The following is a 24712-nucleotide window of genomic DNA, read 5'->3' as shown; positions in this document are numbered from 1 at the left end:
GTACGGATCCCCATCGGGCAGGATAAGCGGATGCCGAGCCTGACCCGTGTAGAGGCGACCGCGCGTGGCGCGGCGATTACTGTCGAGTCCTATCACGTGGACCTCGACCTGACCGGCGGCGGCGACCTGTTCCGCTCCCGTGTCGAGATTCGGTTCCGGGCGGCCCCCGGCACCACCACCACCTTCGCCGAGATCAAGCCCGCCAAACTGCTGGCGGTACGCCTCAACGACCGCGACATCGACCCCGACGCGTTGACCGACAACCGGTTGGCGTTGGGCGACCTGGCCGACGCGAACACGCTGGTCGTCGAGGCGGAGATGGCATATTCCAACACCGGCGAGGGGATGCACCGCTTCGTCGACCCGGCCGACGGTGAGACCTACCTCTACGCGGTGACGTTCCTCGACAACGTGCAGCGCATCTTCGCCGCCTTCGACCAGCCCGACCTCAAGGCGTCGTTCGTCCTCGCGGTCACCGCCCCGGCGCATTGGACGGTCTCCAGCAACGCCGAGCTGGCCGCCAACCCGGCGCCCGGGCGCTGGGAATTCGCCCCGACCGCGCCGCTGGCCACCTACTTCTTCTCCCTGATCGCCGGGCCATACCACGTGCGGCGGGCCGAGCACGACGGCGTGCCGCTGGGCATCTACTGCCGACGCTCGCTCGCCGAGCACCTGGACGCCGACGCCGAGGAGATCTTCACCATCACCGGGCAGTGCCTGGACCGGTTCCATCAGCTCTTTACCGAGCGCTACCCGTTCGGCAAGTACGACCAGGCGTTCGTGCCCGAGTTCAACGGCGGTGCGATGGAGAACCCGGGCATCGTCACCTTCCGCGACGACTACGTGTTCCGGTCGGCGGTCACCGACACCCAGCGCGAGCTGCGGGCCACCACCATCGCCCACGAGATGGCGCACATGTGGTTCGGTGACCTGGTCACCATGCGCTGGTGGGACGACCTGTGGCTGAACGAGTCGTTCGCGGAATACCTGGGCACCCGGGTCACCGCCGAGGCGACCCGGTACGACCAGGCGTGGACCACCTTCGCCATGCGGCGCAAGGCTTGGGGGTACGCCGCCGACCAGCGCCCCTCCACCCACCCCGTCGCGCCGCAGGAGGTGGCCGACGCCGACGAGGGCCTGCTCAACTTCGACGGCATCTCGTACGCCAAGGGGGCCAGCGTGCTCCGGCAGCTGGTCGCGTGGCTCGGCGACGAGGCGTTCCTGGCCGGCCTGAACGCGCACTTCGCCGCGCACCGCTTCGGCAACGCGACCCTCGCCGACCTGCTGGCCAGCCTTTCCGCCGCCAGCGGCCGGGACCTCACCGGCTGGGCCGAGCGCTGGCTGCGTCAGCCGCAGGTCAACACGCTGCGCGCGGAGGTCGCCGTCGACGCCGACGGCCGCTACACCGAGGTGGCCGTGGTGCAGACCGCGCCCGAGTCGCACCCGGTGCTGCGTCCACATCGGATCGGCGTGGCCCGCTATTCGGCGGACGGCAGCGTGCAGCGCGCCGAGGTCGACCTCGATCCGGACACCGACGGCGGTCGTACCGTCCTGGGCGAGCTGACCGGCGCCCCGGCGGCCCGGCTGTTGCTGCCCAACGACGGCGACCTCACCTTCGCCAAGGTGCGCCTCGACGAGGCGTCCGCGGACGCCGTGCCACTGGTGTTGCCCGGCCTGGCCGACCCGCTGGCGCGGGCGTTGCTCTGGAGCGCGGCGCTGGACGCGGCGACCGACGGGGAGCGGCCGGTCACCGGCCTGGTCGACCTGATGGTCGCCGCGCTGCCGGCCGAGACCGAGGTGATCATCGCGGAGGACGTGCTCGCCCTCAGCCGGTCGCTGGTCGACCGTTACCTCGATCCGCTGACCCGGTCGGCGGCGCTGGCCCGGGTGGCCAAGGCGTGCCGACAGCTGCTCGACGGTGCGCCGGCGGGGGAGTCGTTGCAGCTTGCCGCCGCGCGGGGCTGGATCGCCGCGACCACCGACGTGGACCTGCTCACCGGTTGGCTCGCCGGCCGGGACGTGCCGACCGGGTTGGCGCTCGACGCGGAGCTGCGCTGGTCGGTGCTGCGCCGACTGGTGGTGCTGGGTGCCGCCGGGGAGGCGGAGATCGCCGCCGAGGAAGCCGCCGACCGCAGCGCCACCGGCGCCGAACGGGCCGCCCGCTGCCGGGCCAGCCGGCCCGATCCGGCCGCCAAGCAGGCAGCCTGGGAGCTGATCGTCCGGAGCAGCGAGCTGTCCAACCGGCTACTGGAGGCGACCGCCGAGGGGTTCTGGCACCCCGAGCAGGCCGAGCTGACCGAGGCATACGTCGGGCGGTACTTCGCCGAGATGCCGGCCGCCGCGAGTTCGCGTACCGCCTGGACCGCCGACCGGGTGGCCAAGCTGGCGTTCCCCCACTACGCCGTGGCGCAGCCGACCCGGGAGGCGGCCGCGGCGCTGCTGGCCCGCGACGACCTGACCCCCGGCCTGCGCCGGGTGGTCACCGACGCCGACGACGACCTGCGCCGCGCGCTGATCGCCCGGACGGCGGTGGCCGCCACGGCGGCCTGAGCCCGGTCGGGCACGGGGTGGCACACCGCGACGGTGCGCCACCCCGCGCTCGGGCTCAGCGCAGTGCGGGCTCCGCCGTGACCGGGGCGTCCCAGTCGATGACGTAACGCTGCTCGTGAGCGACCGTCTTCTCCGGGTCCATGGCGGTGCGGACCAGCAGCGGCATCAGCAACGGCAGCAGCGTCCGGGCGATCGGCCCCGGTGCCTTGGCGTGGTTGATCCGGGCCGCGCGGGCGGCGACCTTCTCCACCCGGGCGCGGCGCAGCCGCTCGAACGCGGTGAACGCCGACTCCACGTCCGGCAGGTCGCGAAGGCAGCGGGCGAGCTGTACGGCGCTCTCGATGGCCAGCGACGCGCCCTGCCCGGAGCTGTTGGACGGGGCGTGCGCCGCGTCGCCGACCAGCACCAACCGCCCCCGGTGCCAGTGCGGCACGGGCGGCATGATGTGCAACGACCCGACCACCGAGAGCTCGTCGGCGTCGCTGGTCCGCATCAACTCCCGGCCCGGGTCGTCGTCGCCGTAGGCGGTGCGGAGCTTGCTCAGCCACTCGGCCGCCGGCACCGCGCGGGCCTCGACGAGGCTCATCGGCCGCTGCTGCGGCAGGTTGACCCCCCACCGGGTGCCGCCGCCGGGCTCCGGCCAGTAGAGGTAGTAGCCGCGCCGCCCGAACGCGAAGCTCATCGTGGCGGGCTCGACGTCCACCTCGTGCCGGGCCACCGCCTCGAAGCCGAGCAGGCCGGTGAAGTGCGGGCCGGGCGCGGCCGGGTCGATGAGACCGCGCACCGTCGACCGGACGCCGTCGGCGCCGATCAGGATGTCCGCGGTGGCGGTGCTGCCGTCCTCGAATCGGGCGGTCACGCCACGGTCGGTCTGCTGGGCGTCGACGAGCCGCTTGCCGTACGCGAACGGAACGCCCTCGGCGACCGCCCGGTCGTGCAGCACCCGGTGCAGCTCGGCCCGGTGCACCACGCGCAGCGGAGGCACCCCGGCCAGCGTGGGCAGGTCGATCCGGCGGCGGCCGACGGCCATGGCGGTGCGGTGGATCGGGGTGGCGATCGCCGTCACGGCCTCGTCGGCACCGACCGCGCGCAGGGCGGCCACCCCGTTGGGGGCGAGCGCGAGGGTGCCGCCGATGCCGCTTGCGGTGGCCGGGTACGCCTCGTGGACGGTGGCGGTGATGCCGGCGCGGTGCAGCGCGAGCGCCGTCACCGGGCCGGCGATGCCGCCGCCGATGACGATCGCGGTTCGTACCGTGGTCATGTTCTCTCCCTGGGCTGTCGTCGGTGCGTACGCGTGCGAACCGACCTGGGAGGGAACCCCGGTTATCCTCTGGTTGCCGCTTCGGGCCGGGTCGCCTTCCCAGGCGTCGGTTCGGGGTAAGGGCTCCGGCGGGGTGTTGGCGCACCCCGCCGGAGCCGTCCGGTCAGTCGGGGGTGCTGGTCCTCTCGGCCAGCTCGGTCAGCTCGGCCGGCACCTCGCCGGTCTCGTGGTAGGCCCGCCAGGTGTCCAGACCCGGGTAGCTGCCCGAGGTCAGCTCGGCGAGCAGGGCCCGCAGCCAGGCCGCCTCGGCGGTCCGCATGGCCAGGTCGTACTCGCTCTCCACCAGGAACAGCCGCGGGATGTCCCGCAGGTACGCGTCGAGCGTGGCGCGGTCCTGGCTGATCGCGTCGTCGACCAGGGCGAGCCGCTGTCGCAGCAGGTCGATGGCCTCGTCGGGGTGCAGCGCGGCGAGCACGGACAGGCCGGCGCGGAAGCGGGGGTGCTCCGGCATCGGCGTGGAGACCAGCTCGCGGGCCCAGTCGACCAGCTCCGCCCGCCCCGCGTCGGTGATCCGGTAGACGGTGCGTTCCGGGCGTCGGCCCTCGCGGACGCTCTCCACGGCCTCGATCAGGTGGTGCTTGTCCATGTTGCGGATCACCGTGTAGAAGGACCCCCACTTGAAGTCCATGTCCTGGTCCTTGCCCCAGGAACGCAGTGCGGTGGCCATCTCGTACGGGTGCATCGGCCGCTGGACCAGGGCGGACAGCACGGCCAGCGCCAGCAGGTTGCCGACCTTGCGCCGCTTCGGCACGACGCGCCTCCTCTGTCTCGTGGCCGATTACTCGTCAACGAGTATATGCCCACGAGTGCCTGTCCTGCGACCCCTTCCCGGGCCGAAACGGCCGGCGACGACGCCCGGCCTACGATCACGGGGTGGAGGAAGACATCCGGCGGATCGGGATCATGGGCGGCACCTTCGACCCGATTCACCACGGGCACCTCGTCGCGGCCAGCGAGGTGGCGGACCGGTTCGGCCTGGACGAGGTCGTCTTCGTCCCCACCGGGCAGCCGTGGCAGAAGTCCGACGAGCCGGTCAGCCCCGCCGAGGACCGCTACCTGATGACGGTCATCGCGACCGCCTCCAACCCCCGGTTCCAGGTCAGCCGGGTGGACATCGACCGCAGCGGGCCGACCTACACGGTGGACACCCTGCGCGACCTGCAGGCCGAGTACGGCCCCAAGGTGCAGTTGTTCTTCATCACCGGCGCGGACGCGTTGCAGCGCATCCTGTCCTGGAAAGACCTGGACGAGATCTTCGAACTGGCCCACTTCATCGGGGTGACCCGGCCCGGCTTTCCGCTGACCGACGAGCACCTACCGGCGGACACGGTCAGCCTCATCCAGGTCCCGGCCATGGCCATCTCGTCGACCGCCTGCCGCGCCCGGGTGGCCCGGGGTGAGCCGGTCTGGTACCTGGTGCCCGACGGTGTGGTGCAGTACATCGCCAAGCGGAGCTTGTATCAGCGCTGACCGCGCCCGGTATCGCCGCTTTTGTGGCAGTAATCGGCCAGAACTGGCAAGTCGGGGTGTCGCCGGGTATGAGACGCTTGGAGGATCGCAGGGTTGATCGAAGGAGAACGGTGACAGTTTCCGAACGCGCTCACGAGCTGGCGATTGCCGCCGCCCAGGCCGCCGCCGACAAGAAGGCGGAGGACATCACGATCATCGACGTCGGCGACCAGCTCGCCATCACCGACGCGTTCGTGCTCGCCGCCGCCCCCAACGAGCGTCAGGTGCTGGCCATCGTCGACGCCATCGAGGAGCGCCTCCTGGAGCTTCCGGAGAAGGCCAAGCCGTTGCGGCGCGAGGGCGAGCGTGGTGGCCGCTGGGTCCTGCTCGACTACGTCGACATCGTGGTGCACGTCCAGCACACCGAGGAGCGCGAGTTCTACGCGCTCGACCGGCTCTGGAAGGACTGCCCCACCATCCCGTTCGTCGACCGCGACCTGGTCGAGGCCGACGCTGGGTCCGCCGCAGCCGAATGACCCGGCTGATCGTCTGGCGGCACGGCAACACCGACTGGAACGCCGCCAACCGCGTCCAGGGGCAGACCGACGTACCCCTCAACGAGCTGGGCCGCGACCAGGCCCGCGCCGCCGCGCCGCTGCTCGCGGCGCTGCGGCCGGACGCCATCGTGGCCAGTGACCTGAGCCGCGCCGCGGACACCGCCGCCGCGCTGGCCGCGCTCACCGGGCTGTCGGTCCGCACCGACGCCCGGCTGCGCGAACGCCACTTCGGCCAGTGGCAGGGCCTGCACCTCACCGAGGTCGCCGAACGCTTCCCCGAGGAGTACGCCCGCTGGCGGGCCGGCGACCCGGACCCGGGCGTGGACCTGGAGCCGCTGCACCTCCTCGGTGAGCGGGTCGGAGCCGCGCTGCAGGAGGCGGCCGACGCGGTAGCGGGCGGCACCGTGGTGATCGCCACCCATGGTGGCGGCTCCCGGCAGGGCATCGGTCACCTGCTCGGCTGGGACCCCAGCGTGCTGCGCACCATCGGTTCCCTGGCCAACTGCCACTGGACCGAGCTGCGCCACGACGACGTCCGGGGTTGGCAGTTGCGGGCGCACAACGTCGGCCTGGCCACCGTTCCGGCCGTCGTCGACGCGATCTGAGGGCTCTCGCCTCGGCGTTCGGTGCCTCGATCGGCTAGCGTGCCGGGCATGCCCGTCGCGGTTGTCATCGACTCCACCGCCTACCTCTCGCCCGAGCTGGTGCGTGCGCACCGGCTGACCGTCGTCCCGCTGACCGTCGTACTCAACGGCGCGGAGGGGCTGGAGGGGGTGGAGACCCACCCGGCGGACGCCACCCTGGCCCTGAGCGGCCGGCGGGTCACGGCCACCACCTCCCGACCGGCACCCGAGCAGTTCGCCCAGACGTACCGCCGGTTGCTCGACGCCGGCGCCGACGGGATCGTGTCGGTGCACCTCTCGGCCGGCCTGTCCGGCACGGTCGAGGCGGCCCGGCTGGCCGCCGCCGACCTGGGCGGTCGGGTCGAGGTGGTGGACAGTCGCTCCGCCGGCATGGGGATCGGCTTCCCGGCCATCGCGGCCGCCACCGCCGCCGCGGCCGGCGCCGACCTGATCGGGGTACGCGACGCAGCCCTCGCCGCCGTCGACCGCACCACCGTCTGGTTCTACGTCGACACGCTGGAGTTCCTCCGTCGGGGCGGTCGGATCAACGCGGCCGAGGCACTGCTCGGCACCGCCCTCTCGGTCAAGCCGATCATGCACATGCCGGACGGGGCGATCGTGCTGCGGGAGAAGGTGCGTACCGCCAGCCGGGGCGTGGCCCGGCTCGTCGAGCTGGCAATCGAGGCGGCCGGGGAGAACGAAGTGGACCTCGGCGTGCACCACCTGGCCGCGCCGCAACGGGCCGAGGCGCTGCTCGCGGCGCTGACCGAGCGGCTGGGTGACCGCCTGCACGACACGTACGTCTCCGAGGCGGGCGCGGTGGTCGCCGCGCACGCCGGTCCGGGGCTGGCCTGCGTGGTCGTCCACCGCCGCCCGCCAGTCGACCGGGACTGACGTCAGTCGGTCAGGGCATCCCGGTCCCGAGCGGACGTCCTGTTCCGGTGCCAGAGGAGCAGTGACAGCACGGCCAGGAACACGAGGCAGGCGGTTGCTGTGACGGCGCCGAGCACGCCGGCCGCGCGGCCTATCCCGAATCCGCATTCCAGCCCACCCTCGGCACCGGTCTGGCACCCGGGCGGGGTGTTCTGATCCTCGGCGTCACCGAGGATGTCGCCGACCGCCAGAGACAACAGCGCCAGCCCGGCTCCCGAGGCGAAGAACAGCCAGCCGGGCACCCCGCGCAGGCGCAGCAGCACCGCCCAGGCGACCACCAACCCGACTGGAAGTACGACGGGCAGCAGTAACAGCATCATGGACAGCTCCCCAACCGGGCCGCGGTGAACGGCCCGACGCCGCCCATTGGTCGATGACCCTAGTCGCCGCTCGCACCTCCGCGAGTACCCGCGATCCGTGATCGCTCGGCAGCAACGCGGGCGCGTCGTGTTAGCCTGCGTTCGCGCCCCAGATGGGCCTACCCCCCGGAGGTTCTGGCTACTTCAGCCACCACGCCGAGATCGACGCGTACGCGACGTGTCTCTCGTGCGGGATTCCGGGGCGACGGCGCCCTTGGGGCTTCGTCATCGTGTGGCTGGGTGAACGCCGCGAGCTTTCGGTCGGGTCAATGGATCGACCGGGAAGACGGTACGCATGACTGTCACGTTCAACCACACCATCATCGCCAGCAAGGACAAGCAGGCGTCGGCCGCGTTCTATCGGGAGCTGTTCGAGCTGCCCGAGGCGCCTTCGTGGGGGCCGTTCGTCAACGTCCTGCTGGACGGGGGAGTGCTGCTCCAGTTCGCCGAGCCGCCGGTGGACATCCAGATGCAGCATTACGCGTTCCTTGTCGACGACGAGCTCTTCGTGCGGTGCCTGGCGTTCATCGCTGGGCGAGGCATCACGTACTGGGCCGATCCGCAGATGAAGCGGCCGGGGGAGACCAACACCGAGCACGGTGGGCGCGGCTTCTATTTCATGGACCCGGCGGGACACGGGATCGAGATCATCACCCGGCCGTACCTGTAGCGGTTCCGGCGCCGGCGGCGCGCGGGTCGGGGCTCGGCACCGGTGTCGCCGGGCCCCTTCGCGCATAACAGGTCAGAGCTTGATCAGGGCGTTATCCACAGTGGCCGTGGTTGTCCACAGGGCCGCGCCGCCCCACCCCACCGTCCTGGCCGTCGCCATAGCGTCGCGCTGTGTCGCACGACGAGGAGACAGAGGTACGTCAGCGCCTGCGCCGCCTGACGGACCCGCTGGTTGGCATGCCGCCGCTGCGGGCCGAGGCGCCGCTCGGGGCCGTACCCCTGTTTGGTGCGCTACCTGCCGAGGTTGGGGTGCCGCCCGCCGCGCCGAACGCGGGTGCACCCGATGCGCGCCCAGCGGCCGCCCGGCTGCCCGGGCCTGGTGCGTTCGACCCTGGGCGGCGCGGCGTGCGGGCGCTGGCGGTCGTCGCGGTGGTGGTGGTGCTGGTCGCCGCCGCTTGGGCCTGGCGGTCCCGGCCGCACCCGGAGCCGGTCACCCCGCTGGCCAGCGCGGAAGTGCCGGACACCTCGGCCGTCCTGCCCAACGCGTCCGGCGGAGGCGAGTTGGTGGTGGCGGTCGCCGGCAAGGTCCGCCGTCCCGGGCTGGTGCGGCTGCCCGCCGGTTCCCGGCTCGCCGATGCGTTGCAGGCGGCCGGCGGTGCGCTGCCCGGGGTCGACGTGGCGCTGCTCAACCCGGCCCGCAAGGTCACCGACGGCGAGCTGATCGTGGTCGGGGTGACCCCGCCGCCACCGGCACCGGGCGGTGTGGGCGGGCCGGCAGCGGGCGGTGCGGCACCCGCCGGCGGGCCGCTGAATCTCAACACCGCGACGCTGGCCCAGCTCGACGCGCTGCCCGGGGTGGGGCCGGTGTTGGCCCAGCGGATCCTCACCCATCGCGACCAGCACGGCGGTTTCAAGTCCGTCGGCGACCTGCGGCAGGTCGACGGGATTGACGACGCCCGGTACGAGCAGCTCAAGGACCTGGTGACGGTGTGAGCGAACATCCCGTCGTCGGCGAAACGCAGCCGCCCGACCTGCGGCTGGCCGGGCTGGCCGTGGCCGCCTGGCTCACCGCGCTGGTCGGCCTGCACCTCGGTGCCCGGGTGGTCCTGCTGGTGGCCGGCGCGGCGACCGGTCTGACGGCGATCGGCGCGCTGCACCTGCTCGGCCATCTCGGCCGCCCCCGAGTCGTCGTGCGTCGCTACGGGTGGATCGGCGTCGCGGTCGGCCTCGGCGTGGTCTGCGGGGCGGCGGCCACCGGTGCCCGGCTCGTCGTCCGGGATGCGCCGCCGATCCGTGCCCTGGCCGAGCAGCACGCCCCGGTCACCGCGGACCTGATCGTCCGGGACGACCCGCGGCCGATCCGGTCCGCCGGGCGACCAGGCATGCTGCTGGTCTCGACCGAGTTGGTCCAGCTCACCGGCCCAGCCGGCGGGCGGGTCCACGCGCCGGTACGGGTGTTGACCCTGGCCACGGATCCGGCCTGGCGCGGGCTGCTGCCGGGGCAGCGCGTCACCGCCGAGGGGCGGCTCGGTGTCCCGCGCGGCGGTGACCTCACCGCAGCGGTGCTCAGCACCACCGGCCCACCCGTACGCCATGGTGTGCCCTCCTGGGCGCAGCGCGCCGCCGGGACGCTGCGTGCCGGCCTGCAACGGGCCTGCGCCCCACTCCCCGACGAGCCGGGTGGCCTGCTACCAGGGCTGGTGGTGGGCGACACCAGCCGGTTGCCACCCGCCGTCGAGGAAGACTTCCAGGCCACCGGAATGACACACCTCAATGCTGTTTCGGGATCCAATGTCGCGATTGTCGTAGGCGCCGTGTTGCTGCTCGCTCGGTGGGCGCGGGCCGGCCCGTGGCTGGCCGCCGGGCTATGCGGGTTGGCGTTGGTGGGGTTCGTCATCCTGGTCCGCCCTTCGCCGAGCGTCGTTCGAGCCGCCACGATGGGCGCGATCGGCCTCGCGGCGCTGACCGCCGGCCGCCCCCGGGCCGCGCTGCCCGCGTTGGCCGCCGCCATCACCGTGCTGGTGCTGGTCGACCCGGAGCTTGCGGGCGATGCCGGGTTCGCGCTGTCCGTGCTGGCCACCGGTGGCCTGCTGCTGCTCGCGCCGCGCTGGCGGGACGGGTTGCGTCGGCGGGGTGTCCCGGCGGGGCTGGCCGAGGCGCTGGCCGTGCCGGCGGCGGCACAACTGGCCTGCGGACCGGTCGTCGCCGGCATCTCGGGGACGGTCAGCCTGGTGGCGGTGCCGGCCAACCTGCTGGCGGTGCCGGCCATCGCACCGGCGACCGTCCTGGGCGTGGTGGCGGCCACGGTGTCGCCCCTTTGGCCGGCCGGCGCCGAGTTCGCCGCGTGGTTGGCGAGTTGGCCGGCCTGGTGGCTGGTGGTCATCGCCCGGCAGGGCGCCCGGCTGCCGGCCGGCACGCTGCCGTGGCCCGGCGGGGTGGCAGGCGCCCTGCTGCTGGCCGGGTTGACCGTGGCGCTGCTGGTCGCGGTGCGGCGGCCACTGGTACGGCGGCTGGTGGCGGTGGTCGGCGTCGCGGTGCTGCTCGGTGCCTTCCCGGTTCGGCTGGTGGCCTCCGGCTGGCCGCCGCCCGGCTGGGTGGTGGTGGCCTGCGCGGTGGGCCAGGGCGACGCCCTGGTCCTGCCGGTCGACGCCGGGCGGGCGGTGGTGGTGGACGCCGGGCCGGAGCCGGCGGCGGTGGACGGCTGCCTGCGGCGGCTCGGCGTACGGGAGGTGCCGTTGCTGGTGGTCAGCCACTTCCACGCCGACCACGTGGGTGGGGTGGCCGGGGTGTTCCGGGGGCGACGGGTGGCCGCCGTGCTGACTCCACCGTCGACCGATCCGCAGAGCGGTCGCGACCTGGTTTACGCGGCGGCGACCATCGGCCGGGCGGCGCTGTTGTCCACCGTCGCTGGCGCTCGCCATCCGGTCGGCGGGGTGGACCTGTTGGTGCTCGGCCCGCCCTATCCACTGGCCGGCACCAGGTCCGACCCGAACAACAATTCGCTCGTGCTGCGCGCCACGGTGGGTGGAGTGCGGATCCTGCTGTCCGGTGACGCGGAGACCGAGGAGCAGCACGCGATCCTGGCGCGCGCGGGGCCGGAGCAGCTCCGGGCGGAGGTGCTGAAGATCGCCCACCACGGTTCGGCGTACCAGGACATGGGCTTCCTCGACGCGGTACGGCCGGCGGTCGCGCTGGTGCCGGTGGGCACCGGCAACACCTACGGGCACCCGAACCTGGGGTTGCTCGCCCGGCTGGGCAGGGGCGGCGTACGGGTGCTGCGGACCGACACCGACGGCGACGTGGCGGCGGTCCGGTCCGGAGCTGGTCTGGCGGTGGTCCACCGGGGGGTGCCACCGGGCCGACGATCCTGAATTGACGGAGCCCGCGTCCGTTCCGTCTTCGCGGGTGACTTATGGATTAGGTGGTGAACTGTGATGAATGTCTGGATTTGCGCTGAGTGCGGGCTGCGCCGCCCCAGTGGCGAATGACCAGGCACGATCCGACCGTGGACCGTGCGAATATGGGCGGCGTGACCCCGGCCAGCCTCGCCCCCATTCTGCTCGTCCTCGGTGATGAGGAACTGCTCGCCACGCGCGCCGTGACCGAAGCTGTCGCGCGGGCTCGCAGCGTCGACCCCGACGTGGACGTCCGCGAATACCAGGCCGCTGCGCTCACCGTTGGCGAGATCGCCGAGATGATCAGCCCTTCGCTGTTCGGCGGGCGGCGGCTGCTCATCCTGCGCTCCGGCCAGGACGCCCGCAAAGACCTGGTCACCGCGCTTCTGGCGTACGCGAAGAGCCCCGACCCGGAGGTCCAGCTACTGGTGCTGCACCTGGGCGCCGCCAAGGGCAAGGCGTTCGCCGACGGGCTGCGGGCGGCCGGTGCCACCGTGGTCCCGGCAGTCAAGCTCAAGGGGCACCGCGAGCGGGTGGCCTTCGTCCGCGACGAGATCCGCCGGGCCGGTGGCAAGTGCACCGACGACGCCGCCGAGGCGCTGATCGCGGCGGTCGGCAACGATCTTCGCGAGCTGTCCGCCGCCTGCTCCCAGTTGATCGCCGACACGGACGGTCGGATCGGCGCCGACACGGTCGCCCGCTACTACCGGGGGCGGGTCGAGGTGACCGGCTTCACGGTGGCGGACGCCACCATGGTCGGCGACGTCCCGGGCGCGCTGGAGGCGCTGCGCTGGGCTCTGCACGTCGGGGTCGACCCGGTGCCCATCGCGGACGCGCTGGCCGACGGGGTACGGACGGTGGCCCGGGTGGCGTCGGCCGGGCGGGGCAACCCGTACCAGTTGGCCAGCAGCCTCGGGATGCCGGCCTGGAAGATCGAGCGGGCGCAGCGGCAGGGGCGCGGCTGGACGCCGGAGGGGCTGGTCCGGGCCATGCAGGCCGCCGCCGAGTGCAACGCGGCCGTCAAGGGTGGCTCGGACGACCGGGCGTACGCCCTGGAACGGGCCGTCTTCTCGGTCGCGGCGGCCCGGCAGGGCAGCACCCGGTGACGGGGCCGAACCGCACGGCGTGGGCCACCATCCCCACCGACGAGGAGCACTACCGGCCGCTCTACGCCCGGCTCCTCGGCCTGCGGTTCGTCAACCCCGGCGGGGTGCTCTGCTTCCTCTTCTTCGAGGGCACCATCGCGTTGGCCGTGCTGCTCGCCCTCGCCGAGTTGGTCACCTGGTGGGCGGTGCTGGTGCTGCCCGCCGTGGTGGCGGCGATGGTCAAGCTGAACGACATGGTGGCCGCGGTCGTCGTCCGGTCCGCCGCGCTCGTGCCCGAGCAGGAACGGGACCGCTTCCGCCGGCAGATGGAGCCGGTGGTCGGCCGGGCCCGGGTGGAGTGGGTCACGCAAAGCGTCACCGGCGCGGTGATCACCGTCGAGCCGGTGCCACCCGCGAACCACGTCGACCGGTAAGCCTGGTTTCGGCGGCCGGACACACGGCGGCCGGACACACGGAAGCCCCGGACCGAGGTCCGGGGCTTTCCGAGTTCAGTCTGACGGTATGTCGTCAGGCGGAGAGCTCCACCACGCGCTTCGCGATCGCGGACTTGCGGTTCGCGGCCTGGTTGGAGTGGATCACGCCCTTGCTGACGGCCTTGTCCAGCTTGCGCGAGGCGTCCTGCATGAGAGCGGTGGCCTTCTCGACGTCACCGGCCTCAGCGGCCTCGTGGAACTTCCGGACGGCGGTCTTCAGCGACGACTTGACCGACTTGTTGCGCAGCCGGGCCTTCTCGTTCTGCCGGTTGCGCTTGATCTGGGACTTGATGTTCGCCACGCGACAGCCTCGTCTTGATAGCTCGGGTTGGTCAGCTTGTGCGCGAGATGACGAACATGCGTCATCGCTGCGCGAAGAGCCAGGTTACCAGGTCGCCCGGGACGAGCCAAAACGGCTCGGTCCCCGCGCGCCCGAACGCGCCGATCACCCGGCCCGTCGGGACCCAGGTTACGCCCAGCCCTGGCGGCGGGCGAGCCAGTCGAGCGCCTGCTCGCCGCTCCACCGCTGGTGCGCGGGCAGGTGCGGCGAGGCCGTCGGCGGTGCCGCCGCGGCCCCCGTCAGGTAGTAGCCGGCCAGCGCGGCCAGGGTGGCGTCCAACGCGTCCGGGGGCGCACCGGCGGTCACCGGGTGTGCGGCGAAGAGCCGGTCCGCGTCCAGCCCGCCGGCGTACGCGGTGAGCAGCAGGCCGGCCAGGTCGAACCAGGCCGGCCCGGAACAGATCCAGGTCCAGTCGCAGAACCAGGCCTGCCCCTGCGCGTCGATCAGCACGTTGTCCACCCGCAGGTCGCCGTGGATCAGGCCGGTCGCAGCGGTGGCGTACCGGGGGAGGCGGGACTCCAGCGCCACCAACTCGGGCAGCCGGCCCCGTGCCGGTGTGGGCAGCACCGGTGCGGGCTCCCGGCCGGCGGCGACCTCCTCCCACCACAGGATGTCCGAGCGGGCCAGGTCGGCCAGGTGCGGCAGGCCGAGCGTGGTCAACTCGGCGGGCGGGTCGGCGAGCGCGGCGGCGACGGTGGCGTACCCGGCGAGGGTGGCCTCCAACTCGGCCGGCGCCCAGGGCAGGCGTGGGGTGTGGCCGTCGACGGCGTCGGTGCAGAGCACGAACCAGCCCGCCTCGGACAGGGTCCACCGGGGGCGGGGCGCCGGCAGGTCGACCGGCAGCCGATCGAGGATCGCGGCCTCCCGTGCGTACCAATCGACCAGGTGCGGTTGCTCGGCGGAGGGTGCGGCCTTGACGAAGGCCCGGCCGCCGTCGGCCGTGCCGAGCACGGCGGCGAAGCCCCGGGTGAAGCCGGCGCCCGCGACCCGCGCGGTGACCACCGGCGCGCCGAGCCGGTCGGCGACGGCCTCGCGCAGCGCCGCGGGCAGCGACGGCCACGACGGGCGCAGCGCGCTCGCGTGGTACGGCACCGGAGGCAGCGACGGCGGGGACACCCCACCATGCTGCCCCGGGGTACGTGCGCGACGCACGGCGACACTGCCAGACTGCCAACCCATGAGGACCGAGGACTTCTGGCAGCTGATCGACGAGGCGCGCGCCGGCGGTGGGGGAGAACCGGGACCGGTCGCCGCGCGGGCCGTCGCGCTGCTCGCCGAGCGCGATCCGGAGGACATCGTCGGGTACGCCCGGCACCAGACGCGGGTGCTGGCCGCCTCGCACAAGGCCGATCTGTGGGGTGCGGCGTACCTGATCAACGGCGGTGCCTCGGCCGACGGCTTCGAGCATTTCCGGGGCTGGCTGATGACCCAGGGCCGCGCGGTCTTCGCCCGCGCGGTCGGCGAGCCGGACTCGCTGGCCGAACTGCCCCAGGTGCGGGCCGCCTCGCTCAGCGGCGAGGAGTTCTCCGCCGAGCAGATGCTGGCGGTGCCGTGGGACGCGTACCGCAAGGCCACCGCCGCCGAGCTGCCGGCGGACCGGGATCCGGTACGCGTACCGGACCTCAACGACTTCTGGGACTTCGACGACGAGGAGGAGGCCCGCCGCCGGCTGCCCCGGCTGGCCGCGCTCTTCGTGGAGCCGCCGATGGAGTGAACGGGGCCGCGCGCGTCCCGGCAGCGTTCCGGTCTCGTCCCGGCGGCGTTCCGTCGCATCCGATGGCGTTCCCGTCGCCGGCCTGGCGGCGGGGAGGATCGCCCGCGCAGTGGGCGCGCCCCGGCGGCGTGGGATCATAGACAGGGTCGGCGTCGCGCCGGCCCGCTCACGTCAGCCGATCAGAACGGACCGCTGTGCCACCGACGCCCGATTCCGCCCGGAACGCTCCCGGTGCAACCGACCCGGCGCGCATCCGGAACTTCGGCATCATCGCCCACATCGACCACGGGAAGTCGACCCTGGCCGACCGGATGTTGCAGCTCACCGGCGTGGTCGACCCCCGGCAGATGCGTGCGCAGTACCTCGACCGGATGGACATCGAGCGCGAGCGCGGCATCACCATCAAGAGCCAGGCCGTCCGGATGCCGTGGACCATCCGCGACGGCGACCGGGTCGGCGAGCACGCGGTGCTCAACATGATCGACACCCCGGGTCACGTGGACTTCACCTACGAGGTGTCCCGGTCGCTGGCCGCCTGCGAGGGTGCCGTGCTGCTGGTCGACGCTGCGCAGGGCATCGAGGCGCAGACGCTGGCCAACCTCTACCTGGCGCTCGAGAACGACCTGCGCATCATCCCGGTGCTCAACAAGATCGACCTGCCGGCCGCGCAGCCGGAGAAGTACGCCGAGGAGTTGGCCCACCTGATCGGCGGCGACCCCGCCGACTGCATCCGGGTCTCCGGCAAGACCGGCGAGGGCGTGCCGCACCTGCTCGACGAGATCGTCCGGCAGTTCACCACGCCGGTCGGCGACGCCGCGGCGCCCGCCCGGGCGATGATCTTCGATTCGGTGTACGACGTCTACCGCGGCGTGGTCACCTACGTCCGGGTCATCGACGGCCGGATCAGCGCCCGGGACCGGATCAAGATGATGTCCACCGGGGCGGTGCACGAGCTGCTGGAGATCGGCGTCATCTCGCCCGAGATGGTCAAGGCCGACGGGCTCGGTGTCGGCGAGGTGGGCTACCTGATCACCGGTGTGAAGGACGTCCGGCAGTCCCGGGTCGGTGACACGGTCACCATCAACAGCCGGCCGGCGACCGAGCCGCTCGGTGGTTACAAGGACCCGAAGCCGATGGTCTACTCCGGCCTCTACCCGATCGACGGGTCTGACTACCCCAATCTTCGTGAGGCTCTGGACAAGCTCAAGCTCAACGACGCCGCACTGGACTACGAGCCGGAGACCTCCGGCGCGCTCGGCTTCGGCTTCCGCTGCGGCTTCCTCGGCCTGCTCCACCTGGAGATCATCCGGGAGCGGCTGGAGCGCGAGTACAACCTCGACCTGATCTCCACCGCGCCGAACGTGGTCTATCGCGCGATCACCGACGACGGCGAGGAGATCGTCGTCACCAACCCCAGCGAGTACCCCACCGGCAAGATCGCCGAGGTGTACGAGCCAGTGGTCCGAGCCACCGTACTGACGCCCAACGACTACGTGGGCGCGGTGATGGAGCTCTGCCAGGGCCGACGCGGCAGCCTGCTGGGCATGGACTACCTCTCCGCCGACCGGGTGGAGCTGCGCTACACGCTGCCCCTCGCCGAAATCATCTACGACTTCTTCGACCAGTTGAAGAGCCGTACCAAGGGCTACGCCTCGCTCGACTACGAGCCCTCCGACGAGCAGGCGTCCGACCTGGTGAAGGTGGACATCCTGCTGCACGGCGAGGCGGTGGACGCGTTCAGCGCCATCGTGCACAAGGACAAGGCGTACAACTACGGCGTCACCATCGCCGCCAAGCTCCGTACCCTGATTCCGCGCCAGCAGTTCGAGGTGCCGATCCAGGCGGCCATCGGCAGCCGGGTCATCGCCCGCGAGACCATCCGGGCGATCCGCAAGGACGTGCTCGCCAAGTGCTACGGCGGTGACATCAGCCGTAAGCGCAAGCTGCTGGAGAAGCAGAAGGAAGGCAAGAAGCGGATGAAGATGGTCGGCCGGGTCGAGGTGCCGCAGGAGGCCTTCATCGCCGCGCTCTCCTCCGACTCCGGTGACGGCAAGCCCGCCAACAAGAAGTGACCCCGGCGCCGGTGCCCCGGCGCTGATCGACCAACACGGCCGGTGCCCCGGCGCTGGTCGACGAACACGGCCGGTGCCCCGGCCGGGCCGGTCGGCAGACCCGACCGCCCAACGGGGTGCCGGCCGTTGCCGTATCCGGCTCCTCCTGTACGTCGTCCGCGGCGGCTTCTGTACGTCGTCCGCAGCCGCGGACGCAGCCCGGCGCCCCGTGCCCAGCGCTTGGCGGCAACGTCCGCTGGCGGCGTTCGGCGGAAATTTCTTGGACCTCGTGGGGCGGCCGGCGGTCCGTCGAGATGGCCTGCCACCTGTATGGACGCGCTCCCGAGCTATTCGACGCACCCGCCAGGCATCGACGCTTCACGCTGCGCCTTGAGTTGAGTCGGTTTGGACTTTTGGCGGCTCGGGCACTTAGCGGTCACAACAGGAAGCACACATCGTGTGTCGGACATTCTTTGAAGGAGGGCGACCGTGGAGCTCACCGTGTGGGGCATCATCACTGCACTCGTTGTTGGTCTCATCGTCGGCGCGTTGGGCCGTCTGGTCGTTCCGGGCCGGCAGAACATGCCGATGTGGCTGCACATGCTGATCGGTGTCGGTGCGGCCCTGCTGGGTACCGTGCTGGCGCGGGCGATCGGTATCGCGACGGAGACGAACGGTATCGACTGGGGCGAGCTGCTGGTGCAGGTCGTCGTGGCGGCCATCGCGGTCGCGCTGGTGGCTGGTGTGGGCGGACGTCGACGCGTCACCCGATAACAACCCGGCATCATTCGGCACCATCCAATGCGGAAAAAGAGCGCCCGGCCGATGGCCGGGCGCTCTTTCGTGCTGGAGTGCCCGACTTCGGCCCTATGCCACAGAGCCATTCGCCGATCCCCTGCGGTACGGTCGCCTCGCTCCCCCTGATCCGCCCACTGTCGTAAAGGAAATCTTCGTACTAAGGTGCGGCGTGGAAGGTTAGTTCCAGGCGGCGCGAGGGGAGAAGTGGCGTGAACAGGTGGAAGCGGCTGGCCCCGGTCACCGCCGTGGTGGCCTCGGCCGCGATGGTGCTGACCGGCTGCGGAGGCTCCGATGACAAAGCGGCCGACGACAGCAAGCTCACGGTCTGGATGATGGGCGAGGGTGGCGACGCGCAGAACGCCTTCCTCGAAGGTGTCGAGACGGAGTTCCGGCAGAAGCACCCCGACACCGATGTGGTGGTGCAGTACATCCCCTGGCTCGAGGCGCCCAAGAAGTTCCAGGCCGCACTCGCTGGTGGCGAGGGGCCGGACATCACCGAACTGGGCAACACCGAGACCCAGGGCTGGGCTGCTCAGGAAGCGCTCGCCGACGTGAGTGGACGGATGGGCGGCTGGGCCGACGGCAAGGACCTGCTGCCCGACCTGGTGCGCAACGCGCAGCTCGACGGCAAGCAGTACGGCGTTCCGTGGTACGCGGGCGTCCGGGCGATCTACTACCGCACCGACTGGTTCGCCGAGGCGGGCGTGCAGCCGCCGAAGACCTGGGACGAGCTGGTCACCGTTGCCAAGACCGTTCAGGCGAAGAAGAAGGGCACCTACGGCATCGCCCTGCCGGGCAACTCCGAGCTGCCTTTCTACTCCTTCCTCTGGGGCGCCGGCGGCGAGATCGCCAGCAACCAGGGCGGCACCTGGAAGTCCGGCTACACCACCCCGGAGGCGCAGCGGGCGGTCAAGTACTGGACCGACCTGGTGACCGTGCACAAGGTGGCCCCGCCGGCCGCGGCCGGCTGGAACGAGGTCGACGCCCGTACCCAGTTCGCCACCGGTAAGGCCGCGATGGCCTTCGCCGGCAGCTGGCAGCAGGGTGCCATGAAGAAGGACAACCCCGAGATCGAGAAGGTCTGGGGTACGTTCCCGATCCCCGGCCCGGACGGCAAGGCGGCACCCGCCTTCGCCGGTGGCTCGGACGTGGCGATCTGGAAGGACAGCGAGCGTCAGGACCTGGCCTGGGACTACCTGACCGTGCTGCTCAACAAGAAGAACGCGCAGAGCTTCGCGAGCAGCCTCGGCTTCTTCCCGGTCTACCAGGACCTGGTCGCCGGTGGCACGTACGCCAACGACAAGGTGATGGCCTCGTTCGCCACCACCATGCAGAACACCAAGCTCACGCCGATCACCCCGAAGTGGGTGGAGGTCAGCCGGACCAAGACGGTGACCCAGGCGATGAACAGCTCGGTCATGAAGGGTCAGAAGACGGTCGAGAAGGCTACCGCCGACGCGGCCGGTGAGATGGAAGGCATCTTGAACAGCAAGTGAGCTTACTGACCAAGAGCGCCGAGACGGCCGCCGCGCGGGAGAACCCCGCGCGGCGGCGTCGCCGGGTCGACCGCCTGCCCTACCTGCTGCTCCTGCCCGCCCTGCTGATCATCGGGGTGCTGCTGCTCTGGCCGCTCGGCCAGGTGGTGGGCATGTCCTTCTACCGGCTGAACAACGTCCGGCAACTGCGCGGCGACCGGGAGTGGCCGTGGGTGGGGCTGGGCAACTACACCGAGATCCTGTCCGACCCGTTCTTCCTGACGGTGCTGCGCAACACGGTCCTGTTCGCCGCGGCCAACGTGCTGCTCACGATGGTCCTCGGCACCCTGGTCGGGCTGCTGCTCAACCGGCTCGGCCGCAAGATGGCCACCTTCGTGGCCAGCTGCGTGATGCTCGCCTGGGCCACCCCGGCGCTGACCGGTACGATCGTCTGGAAGTGGATCTTCGACGACACCAGCGGCCTGGTCACCTGGCTGTTCAACGCGCTGCCGGACGGCCTCTCGAACGGCCTGTTCGGCCGCAGTGACTGGACCGGCTACGGCTGGTTCAACTCGCCACTGCTGTTCTTCGCCATCCTCACCCTGGTGGTGGTCTGGCACTCGTTCCCGTTCATCGCGGTGAGTGTGCTCGCCGGCCTCAAGAGCGTGCCGAGCGAGCTGCACGAGGCGGCCAGAGTGGACGGCGCCAGCCCGTGGCGGGTGTTCTGGAAGATCACCTTCCCGCTGCTCCGCCCGGTCTTCGGAATTCTGATCGTGCTCTCCACCATCTGGGACTTCAAGGTCTTCACCCAGCAGTTCGTGTTGGCCGGCGGCACCCAGGACCGGCCGACGTTCATGCTCTCCATCTACTCCTACGCGGAGGCGTTCTCGCCCCCGCCGAAGTACGGCCTCGGTGCGGCCATCGCGGTGATCCTCACGCTGATCCTGCTCGTGGTCACCGGCTTCTACGTACGGATGGTGCTCAGACAGGAGGACGAGTCGTGAAGAAGATCGCCCTCAACGGCGCCGGGCTGCTGGTCGCGCTCTTCGCGGCGTTCCCGGTCTACTGGATGATCTCCACCTCGCTGAAGCCCAGCAGGGAGATCTTCTCGTCCACCCCGCAGCCGGTGCCGACCCACCCGACGCTGGCGCACTACCGGGAGATCCTGACCGGCAACCTGATCCCCGGCGTGAGCTTCGCCGACTTCTTCCTCAACAGCGCCCTGGTCGCGGTCTCGACCGTGGTGCTCAGCGGCCTGGTGGCGCTGCTCGCTGCGACCGCGGTGGCCCGCTTCCGGTTCCGGCTGCGGACCAGCTTCCTGATCATGCTGCTGGTGGTGCAGATGATCCCGCTGGAGGCGTTGGTCATCCCGCTGTTCCTGATGATCCAGCGGCTCGGTCTCTACAACACCCTGCCCAGCCTGATCCTCACGTACCTCGGCTTCTCGCTGCCGTTCGCGGTCTGGATGCTGCGCGGTTTCGTCGCCGCGGTGCCCAAGGAACTGGAGGAGGCCGCGGCCATCGACGGCGCCAGCCGGATCCAGACCTTCCGCCGGGTCCTGTTCCCACTGGTCGCGCCGGGCTTGGTGGCCACCAGCATCTTCTCGTTCATCACCGCGTGGAACGAGCTGATCTTCGCGTTGACGTTCATCAACGACCAGGGCCGCTACACCCTGCCGGTGGCGATGACCTTCTTCTTCGGCCGGGACGACACCAACTGGGGGCCGGTGATGGCCGCCTCCACCCTGTTCACCCTGCCGGTCATCATCTTCTTCCTGCTGGTGCAACGGCGGATGGTCTCCGGCCTGGTCGCCGGCGCCGTCAAGGGCTGACTGCCGCTGACCGGTCGGCGACCGCGCTGACCGTCGTCCGCGCTGCCGTCGGCGACCGTGCGCCGTCAAGGGCCTGACCGCCGTCGGGCGGCGAGCGCCGTCAGGGCGCCGACCGGCCGGGCCGTCGAGCGCTGATCAACAGCGCCGCCGCTAGGCTGGCCGTCATGACGGGCAGGGTGGCGACGGTGAATCTCGGCGTGGTGACCGAGGCGGAGTGGGCTGGCGACGCGAGCGGTCGCAGCGGCATCGACAAGCGGCCGGTCGACGGGCCGGTTCCGCTGCTCGCCGGTGGCCTGGCCGGTGACTTCATCGGCGAGCGGGCGCACCACGGTGGGCCGGACAAGGCCGTCTACGCGTACGCCGAGGAGGACGCCGCCTGGTGGTCCGCCGAGATCGGCCGGGCCATCCGTCCGGGCGGCTTCGGCGAGAACCTGACCACCTACGCGGTCGACGTGACCGGCGCGGTGATCGGCGAGCTGTGGGTGATCGGTACGGCGGTGCTCCAGGTGAGCATGCCGCGTACGCCGTGCACCACGTTCGCCGGCTTCTGGGGGATGCCCGACCTGATCCGGCGCTTCACGGTGCGCGCCACCCCGGGGGCGTACCTGCGGGTGCTGACCGAGGGGGAGGTGGGCGCCGGCGACCCGATCGAGGTGGTGGATCGGCCCGCGCACGGGGTGACCATCGGTGAGGTGTTCCGAGCGACCAGCTTGGAGCCGGAACTGCTGCCCCGGCTGCTCGACGCCGAGGATCTGCCCGAGCGGATCCGGGAGAAGGCCCGCCGCCGTCTCGCCAGCCGCACCTGACGCATCTCCCGACTGCCGGCAGACCGCCATCGCCGGCGGTGGCTGCATCCGGCAGCAGGTGTAAGGAAGGGCCCCTTGTTATGCAAAATGCGATAACAAGGGGCCCTTCCTTACGTCAATCCTTACGTCGATCCTTGGCTCAGCGGAGCCAGGGGACGCTGCGGTCCAGCAGGCCGCGCTCCTTGAGCTCCTTGCGCAGCGGGATCTCGTCGTCGACGTACCCGTCCCAGTTGATGCCCCAGTAGTTGGCGGTGTGGGTGCCCTCGCCGAGCAGCTGGCGCTGCACGGGGGTGCGGTTGCGGTACCACTCGCCGTTGACGTCCGGGTGCAGCTCGTCGAGCGGGCGGATCCACCGGTAGGTGTAGCCGACGAAGAGCATCTTGCGGGTGATGTTCGACAGGTTCGTCGACCGGGAGTGCCACTGGCGGCGGTCGAAGATGAACGCGTCGCCCGGGTTGGCGGTGATCTCCACCGTGCCCTCCGGGTCCGGGTTGTGCACGCTCAGGTCCTTGGGCCGGGGCAGCGAGTTCCACAGGTGGCTGCCCGGGATGACCTTGGTGGCGCCACGGCCGGTCTCGGAGAGGTCGGAGAGCACGTACGCGACCTTGAGCGAGAACATCGGGCGGGGCAGGTTCGGGTCCATCGTCTCCGGGTCGGAGTTCTGCCGGTACCCGTCCTGGTGCCAACCCCAGTACGGCTTCTCCGGCTCGAGAGCCGGCGGAGTGACGTCCAGGTGGTTGTGGTGGGTGTAGATGTTCCAGCCGGCCAGCCCCCACATGTACGGGAAGGCGATCGGGTGGGTCAGTAGCTCGCCGAAGAGCTCGTCCCGCTCCGGGAAGCCCAGCAGGTGCAGGGTCCCGTCCTTGGTGGTGTTGCCCTTGGCCTTCTCCTCCGCGTAGACGCGGTCGACCGCCGCCTCCAGCGCCGCCCGGTGGTCCTCCGTCAGGACGTTGCGTAGCAGGAGGAAACCCTGCTCGTGGAACTCCTTACGGTCAGTCTCGCTGATCGGTTCGTAACCGGTCCGGTCGCCGTAATCGAACACCGCGTCGTACCCCTCCCCATGACGTGAAACCATTTCTGGCACAGGCCGCCGATCGTAACGCGCTTACCTCAATGCCGGGGAGGGCATGCGTGGCGGGCGGCCGTCGGGCGGACCATGAGCAGCGGAATCGATCCGCAGGGTCACACCAGCGCGGCAAATAGTGGCTTTCGTAGGCGAGTGCCCGATTGTGCGGTGACTGCCGGTAAGGAAATCCGGGTCGCTCAGCCCTCGGAGAACACCTCGGCGACCACCTTGCCGGTGGCGGCCTGCTCGCCGGTCACGTGCTCCCAGGTGCCGTCCCGGGCGGTCCACTCCAGGTCGCCGAAGCGGACCCTCTTCACGCCGTGGTCCTGGGCGTGCGAGACCAGCCAGTGCGCGTACCGCCAGCCGTCGCGCTGGTCGCCGGCCGTCACCGAGAGCCCGGTCTGGTCGCCCGGCTCGGTGCCGGACAGGCCCCAGTCCAGCACCAGGTTGCGGGTCAGCTCGGCCGCCGCCGCCGCGCCGCGCATCACCGGGGTACGCCCCACCGTGCAGGCGACCGCGCCGGAGGCGTCACCGAGCAGGGCACGGCTGAGCACCTCGGAGTCGTCGGCCCACTTCTGGTACGCCTCCGGATAGGCCGACCGCTGCACCCGCTGGGCGGCGTCGGTGATCCGCATCTTCTCCCAGCCGCGCACCTTCTTGAGCGCCGCGTAGAACCGCTTGGCCGCGTAGCGCGGGTCGCGGATCTGCGTCGAGGTGCCCCAGCCCTGGCTCGGCCGCTGCTGGAACAGGCCGACCGAGTCCCGGTCGCCGTCGGCGAGGTTGCGCAGCCCCGATTCCTGGTACGCGGTGGCCAGCGCGACCACGACGGCTCGCTCGGGCATCCCGCGCTGGGCGCCGATCGCCGCGATCGTCGCCGCGTTGGCCATCTGGTCGGCGTCGAGGGCGACCCGGCCGTCGGCCTGGACCGTGCAGGTCCGTCCCGCCAGCGGCAGCCGCAGATGGTCACCGACCTGCCGTACGACGAGCCAGACTGCGATCACGGCGACGATGACGAGAACCACGCCACCCGCCACAGCTGCCCGAGTTCGCACCCACACCCCCACATCGACGGTCCGCCAAGCGTACGTCCCGGAGCGACCAATCCGGGCGCGTCGACCGTTTGGGCGTGGCCGGCGCAGTCGGCGCGGTCCGGGCTTTCCCGCTACGAGGGTGCTCTCACCTGCCGTTTCGCAGTA

24 protein-coding genes are annotated in these 24712 nt (G+C 71.4%); 17 read left to right on the top strand and 7 right to left on the bottom strand.

Annotation, left to right across the window (positions count from 1 at the left end; genetic code table 11):
• Window positions 1–30: 30 nt before the first annotated feature.
• Window positions 31–2550: an aminopeptidase N gene (pepN, locus tag ACFQGL_RS26875; protein WP_377515273.1), complete on the top strand. Its 2520-nt coding sequence runs from the start codon at window positions 31–33 to the stop codon at window positions 2548–2550.
• A gap of 55 nt (window positions 2551–2605) precedes the next feature.
• On the opposite strand, the gene ACFQGL_RS26870 is transcribed toward pepN, so the two are convergent.
• Complete coding sequence (locus ACFQGL_RS26870) at window positions 2606–3811, bottom strand: FAD-dependent oxidoreductase (protein WP_377515272.1); 1206 nt, start codon at window positions 3809–3811, stop codon at window positions 2606–2608.
• A gap of 163 nt (window positions 3812–3974) precedes the next feature.
• The gene (locus tag ACFQGL_RS26865; RefSeq protein ID WP_377515271.1) at window positions 3975–4622 is read right to left on the bottom strand and encodes a PadR family transcriptional regulator; all 648 of its coding nucleotides are present in this window, start codon (window positions 4620–4622) and stop codon (window positions 3975–3977) included.
• 122 nt (window positions 4623–4744) lie between these two features.
• Between ACFQGL_RS26865 and nadD the strand changes: the two genes are divergently transcribed.
• The 4 genes from nadD (at window position 4745) to ACFQGL_RS26845 (ending at window position 7394) form a co-directional block, all read left to right on the top strand.
• Entirely contained in the window at window positions 4745–5341 is a 597-nt protein-coding gene (gene nadD, locus ACFQGL_RS26860) for a nicotinate-nucleotide adenylyltransferase (protein ID WP_377515270.1), read from the top strand.
• 110 nt (window positions 5342–5451) lie between these two features.
• Complete coding sequence (gene rsfS, locus ACFQGL_RS26855; protein ID WP_377515269.1) at window positions 5452–5856, top strand: ribosome silencing factor; 405 nt, start codon at window positions 5452–5454, stop codon at window positions 5854–5856.
• Window positions 5853–6482 (top strand): histidine phosphatase family protein, encoded by a 630-nt coding sequence (locus ACFQGL_RS26850; protein WP_377515268.1) that lies wholly within the window; start codon window positions 5853–5855, stop codon window positions 6480–6482. The genes rsfS and ACFQGL_RS26850 overlap by 4 nt, the downstream gene beginning before the upstream one ends.
• Window positions 6483–6530: 48 nt before the next feature.
• Window positions 6531–7394 carry a DegV family protein gene (locus ACFQGL_RS26845; protein ID WP_377515266.1) on the top strand — a complete coding sequence of 288 codons (864 nt, stop codon included), beginning with the start codon at window positions 6531–6533 and terminating at the stop codon, window positions 7392–7394.
• 2 nt (window positions 7395–7396) lie between these two features.
• On the opposite strand, the gene ACFQGL_RS26840 is transcribed toward ACFQGL_RS26845, so the two are convergent.
• Window positions 7397–7753, bottom strand: a complete 357-nt coding sequence (locus tag ACFQGL_RS26840; protein ID WP_377515265.1) for a hypothetical protein — start codon at window positions 7751–7753, stop codon at window positions 7397–7399.
• A 334-nt stretch (window positions 7754–8087) separates the two neighbouring features.
• Here ACFQGL_RS26840 and ACFQGL_RS26835 point away from each other — a divergent pair, with 334 nt between their 5' ends.
• The 5 genes from ACFQGL_RS26835 (at window position 8088) to ACFQGL_RS26815 (ending at window position 13375) form a co-directional block, all read left to right on the top strand.
• Window positions 8088–8462 (top strand): VOC family protein, encoded by a 375-nt coding sequence (locus ACFQGL_RS26835; protein WP_377515263.1) that lies wholly within the window; start codon window positions 8088–8090, stop codon window positions 8460–8462.
• A 170-nt stretch (window positions 8463–8632) separates the two neighbouring features.
• On the top strand, window positions 8633–9454 hold the full coding sequence (locus ACFQGL_RS26830; RefSeq protein WP_377515262.1) for a ComEA family DNA-binding protein: 822 nt from the start codon (window positions 8633–8635) through the stop codon (window positions 9452–9454).
• Entirely contained in the window at window positions 9451–11832 is a 2382-nt protein-coding gene (locus ACFQGL_RS26825; RefSeq protein WP_377515261.1) for a ComEC/Rec2 family competence protein, read from the top strand. The genes ACFQGL_RS26830 and ACFQGL_RS26825 overlap by 4 nt, the downstream gene beginning before the upstream one ends.
• A gap of 149 nt (window positions 11833–11981) precedes the next feature.
• On the top strand, window positions 11982–12962 hold the full coding sequence (holA, locus tag ACFQGL_RS26820) for a DNA polymerase III subunit delta (RefSeq protein WP_377515309.1): 981 nt from the start codon (window positions 11982–11984) through the stop codon (window positions 12960–12962).
• On the top strand, window positions 12959–13375 hold the full coding sequence (locus ACFQGL_RS26815) for a hypothetical protein (RefSeq protein ID WP_377515260.1): 417 nt from the start codon (window positions 12959–12961) through the stop codon (window positions 13373–13375). The genes holA and ACFQGL_RS26815 overlap by 4 nt, the downstream gene beginning before the upstream one ends.
• 94 nt (window positions 13376–13469) lie before the next feature.
• Here the strand turns inward: ACFQGL_RS26815 and rpsT are convergent, their stop codons facing one another.
• Complete coding sequence (gene rpsT / locus ACFQGL_RS26810) at window positions 13470–13736, bottom strand: 30S ribosomal protein S20 (protein ID WP_377515259.1); 267 nt, start codon at window positions 13734–13736, stop codon at window positions 13470–13472.
• Between the two features lie 168 nt (window positions 13737–13904).
• A complete protein-coding gene (locus ACFQGL_RS26805; protein WP_377515257.1) occupies window positions 13905–14891 on the bottom strand; it encodes a phosphotransferase family protein in 987 nt (328 codons plus the stop codon).
• Window positions 14892–14952: 61 nt separating this feature from the next.
• On the opposite strand from ACFQGL_RS26805, the gene ACFQGL_RS26800 reads away from it, so the two are divergent.
• The 7 genes from ACFQGL_RS26800 (at window position 14953) to ACFQGL_RS26770 (ending at window position 22450) form a co-directional block, all read left to right on the top strand.
• Window positions 14953–15489 carry a DUF4240 domain-containing protein gene (locus ACFQGL_RS26800; RefSeq protein WP_377515255.1) on the top strand — a complete coding sequence of 179 codons (537 nt, stop codon included), beginning with the start codon at window positions 14953–14955 and terminating at the stop codon, window positions 15487–15489.
• 194 nt (window positions 15490–15683) lie between these two features.
• Window positions 15684–17561 carry a translation elongation factor 4 gene (lepA, locus tag ACFQGL_RS26795; RefSeq protein WP_377515254.1) on the top strand — a complete coding sequence of 626 codons (1878 nt, stop codon included), beginning with the start codon at window positions 15684–15686 and terminating at the stop codon, window positions 17559–17561.
• Between the two features lie 468 nt (window positions 17562–18029).
• Window positions 18030–18314 (top strand): GlsB/YeaQ/YmgE family stress response membrane protein, encoded by a 285-nt coding sequence (locus ACFQGL_RS26790; protein ID WP_377515253.1) that lies wholly within the window; start codon window positions 18030–18032, stop codon window positions 18312–18314.
• Between the two features lie 233 nt (window positions 18315–18547).
• Window positions 18548–19834, top strand: a complete 1287-nt coding sequence (locus ACFQGL_RS26785; protein ID WP_377515252.1) for a sugar ABC transporter substrate-binding protein — start codon at window positions 18548–18550, stop codon at window positions 19832–19834.
• On the top strand, window positions 19831–20817 hold the full coding sequence (locus ACFQGL_RS26780; RefSeq protein WP_377515250.1) for a carbohydrate ABC transporter permease: 987 nt from the start codon (window positions 19831–19833) through the stop codon (window positions 20815–20817). Before ACFQGL_RS26785 ends, ACFQGL_RS26780 begins: the two co-directional genes overlap by 4 nt.
• Window positions 20814–21644 carry a carbohydrate ABC transporter permease gene (locus tag ACFQGL_RS26775; RefSeq protein ID WP_377515249.1) on the top strand — a complete coding sequence of 277 codons (831 nt, stop codon included), beginning with the start codon at window positions 20814–20816 and terminating at the stop codon, window positions 21642–21644. Before ACFQGL_RS26780 ends, ACFQGL_RS26775 begins: the two co-directional genes overlap by 4 nt.
• 164 nt (window positions 21645–21808) lie before the next feature.
• Window positions 21809–22450, top strand: coding sequence for an MOSC domain-containing protein (locus tag ACFQGL_RS26770; RefSeq protein WP_377515248.1), 642 nt, complete (start codon window positions 21809–21811; stop codon window positions 22448–22450).
• A gap of 139 nt (window positions 22451–22589) precedes the next feature.
• On the opposite strand, the gene ACFQGL_RS26765 is transcribed toward ACFQGL_RS26770, so the two are convergent.
• The gene (locus ACFQGL_RS26765) at window positions 22590–23492 is read right to left on the bottom strand and encodes a phytanoyl-CoA dioxygenase family protein (RefSeq protein ID WP_377515247.1); all 903 of its coding nucleotides are present in this window, start codon (window positions 23490–23492) and stop codon (window positions 22590–22592) included.
• A 221-nt stretch (window positions 23493–23713) separates the two neighbouring features.
• The gene (locus ACFQGL_RS26760; RefSeq protein WP_377515246.1) at window positions 23714–24574 is read right to left on the bottom strand and encodes a hypothetical protein; all 861 of its coding nucleotides are present in this window, start codon (window positions 24572–24574) and stop codon (window positions 23714–23716) included.
• Window positions 24575–24712: the final 138 nt, after the last annotated feature.

The sequence above is a fragment of the Micromonospora vulcania genome (assembly GCF_042658605.1).
In the GTDB taxonomy this organism is placed as follows: Bacteria; Actinomycetota; Actinomycetes; order Mycobacteriales; family Micromonosporaceae; genus Micromonospora; species Micromonospora vulcania.
This window is presented reverse-complemented; position numbering and strand designations above follow the sequence as displayed.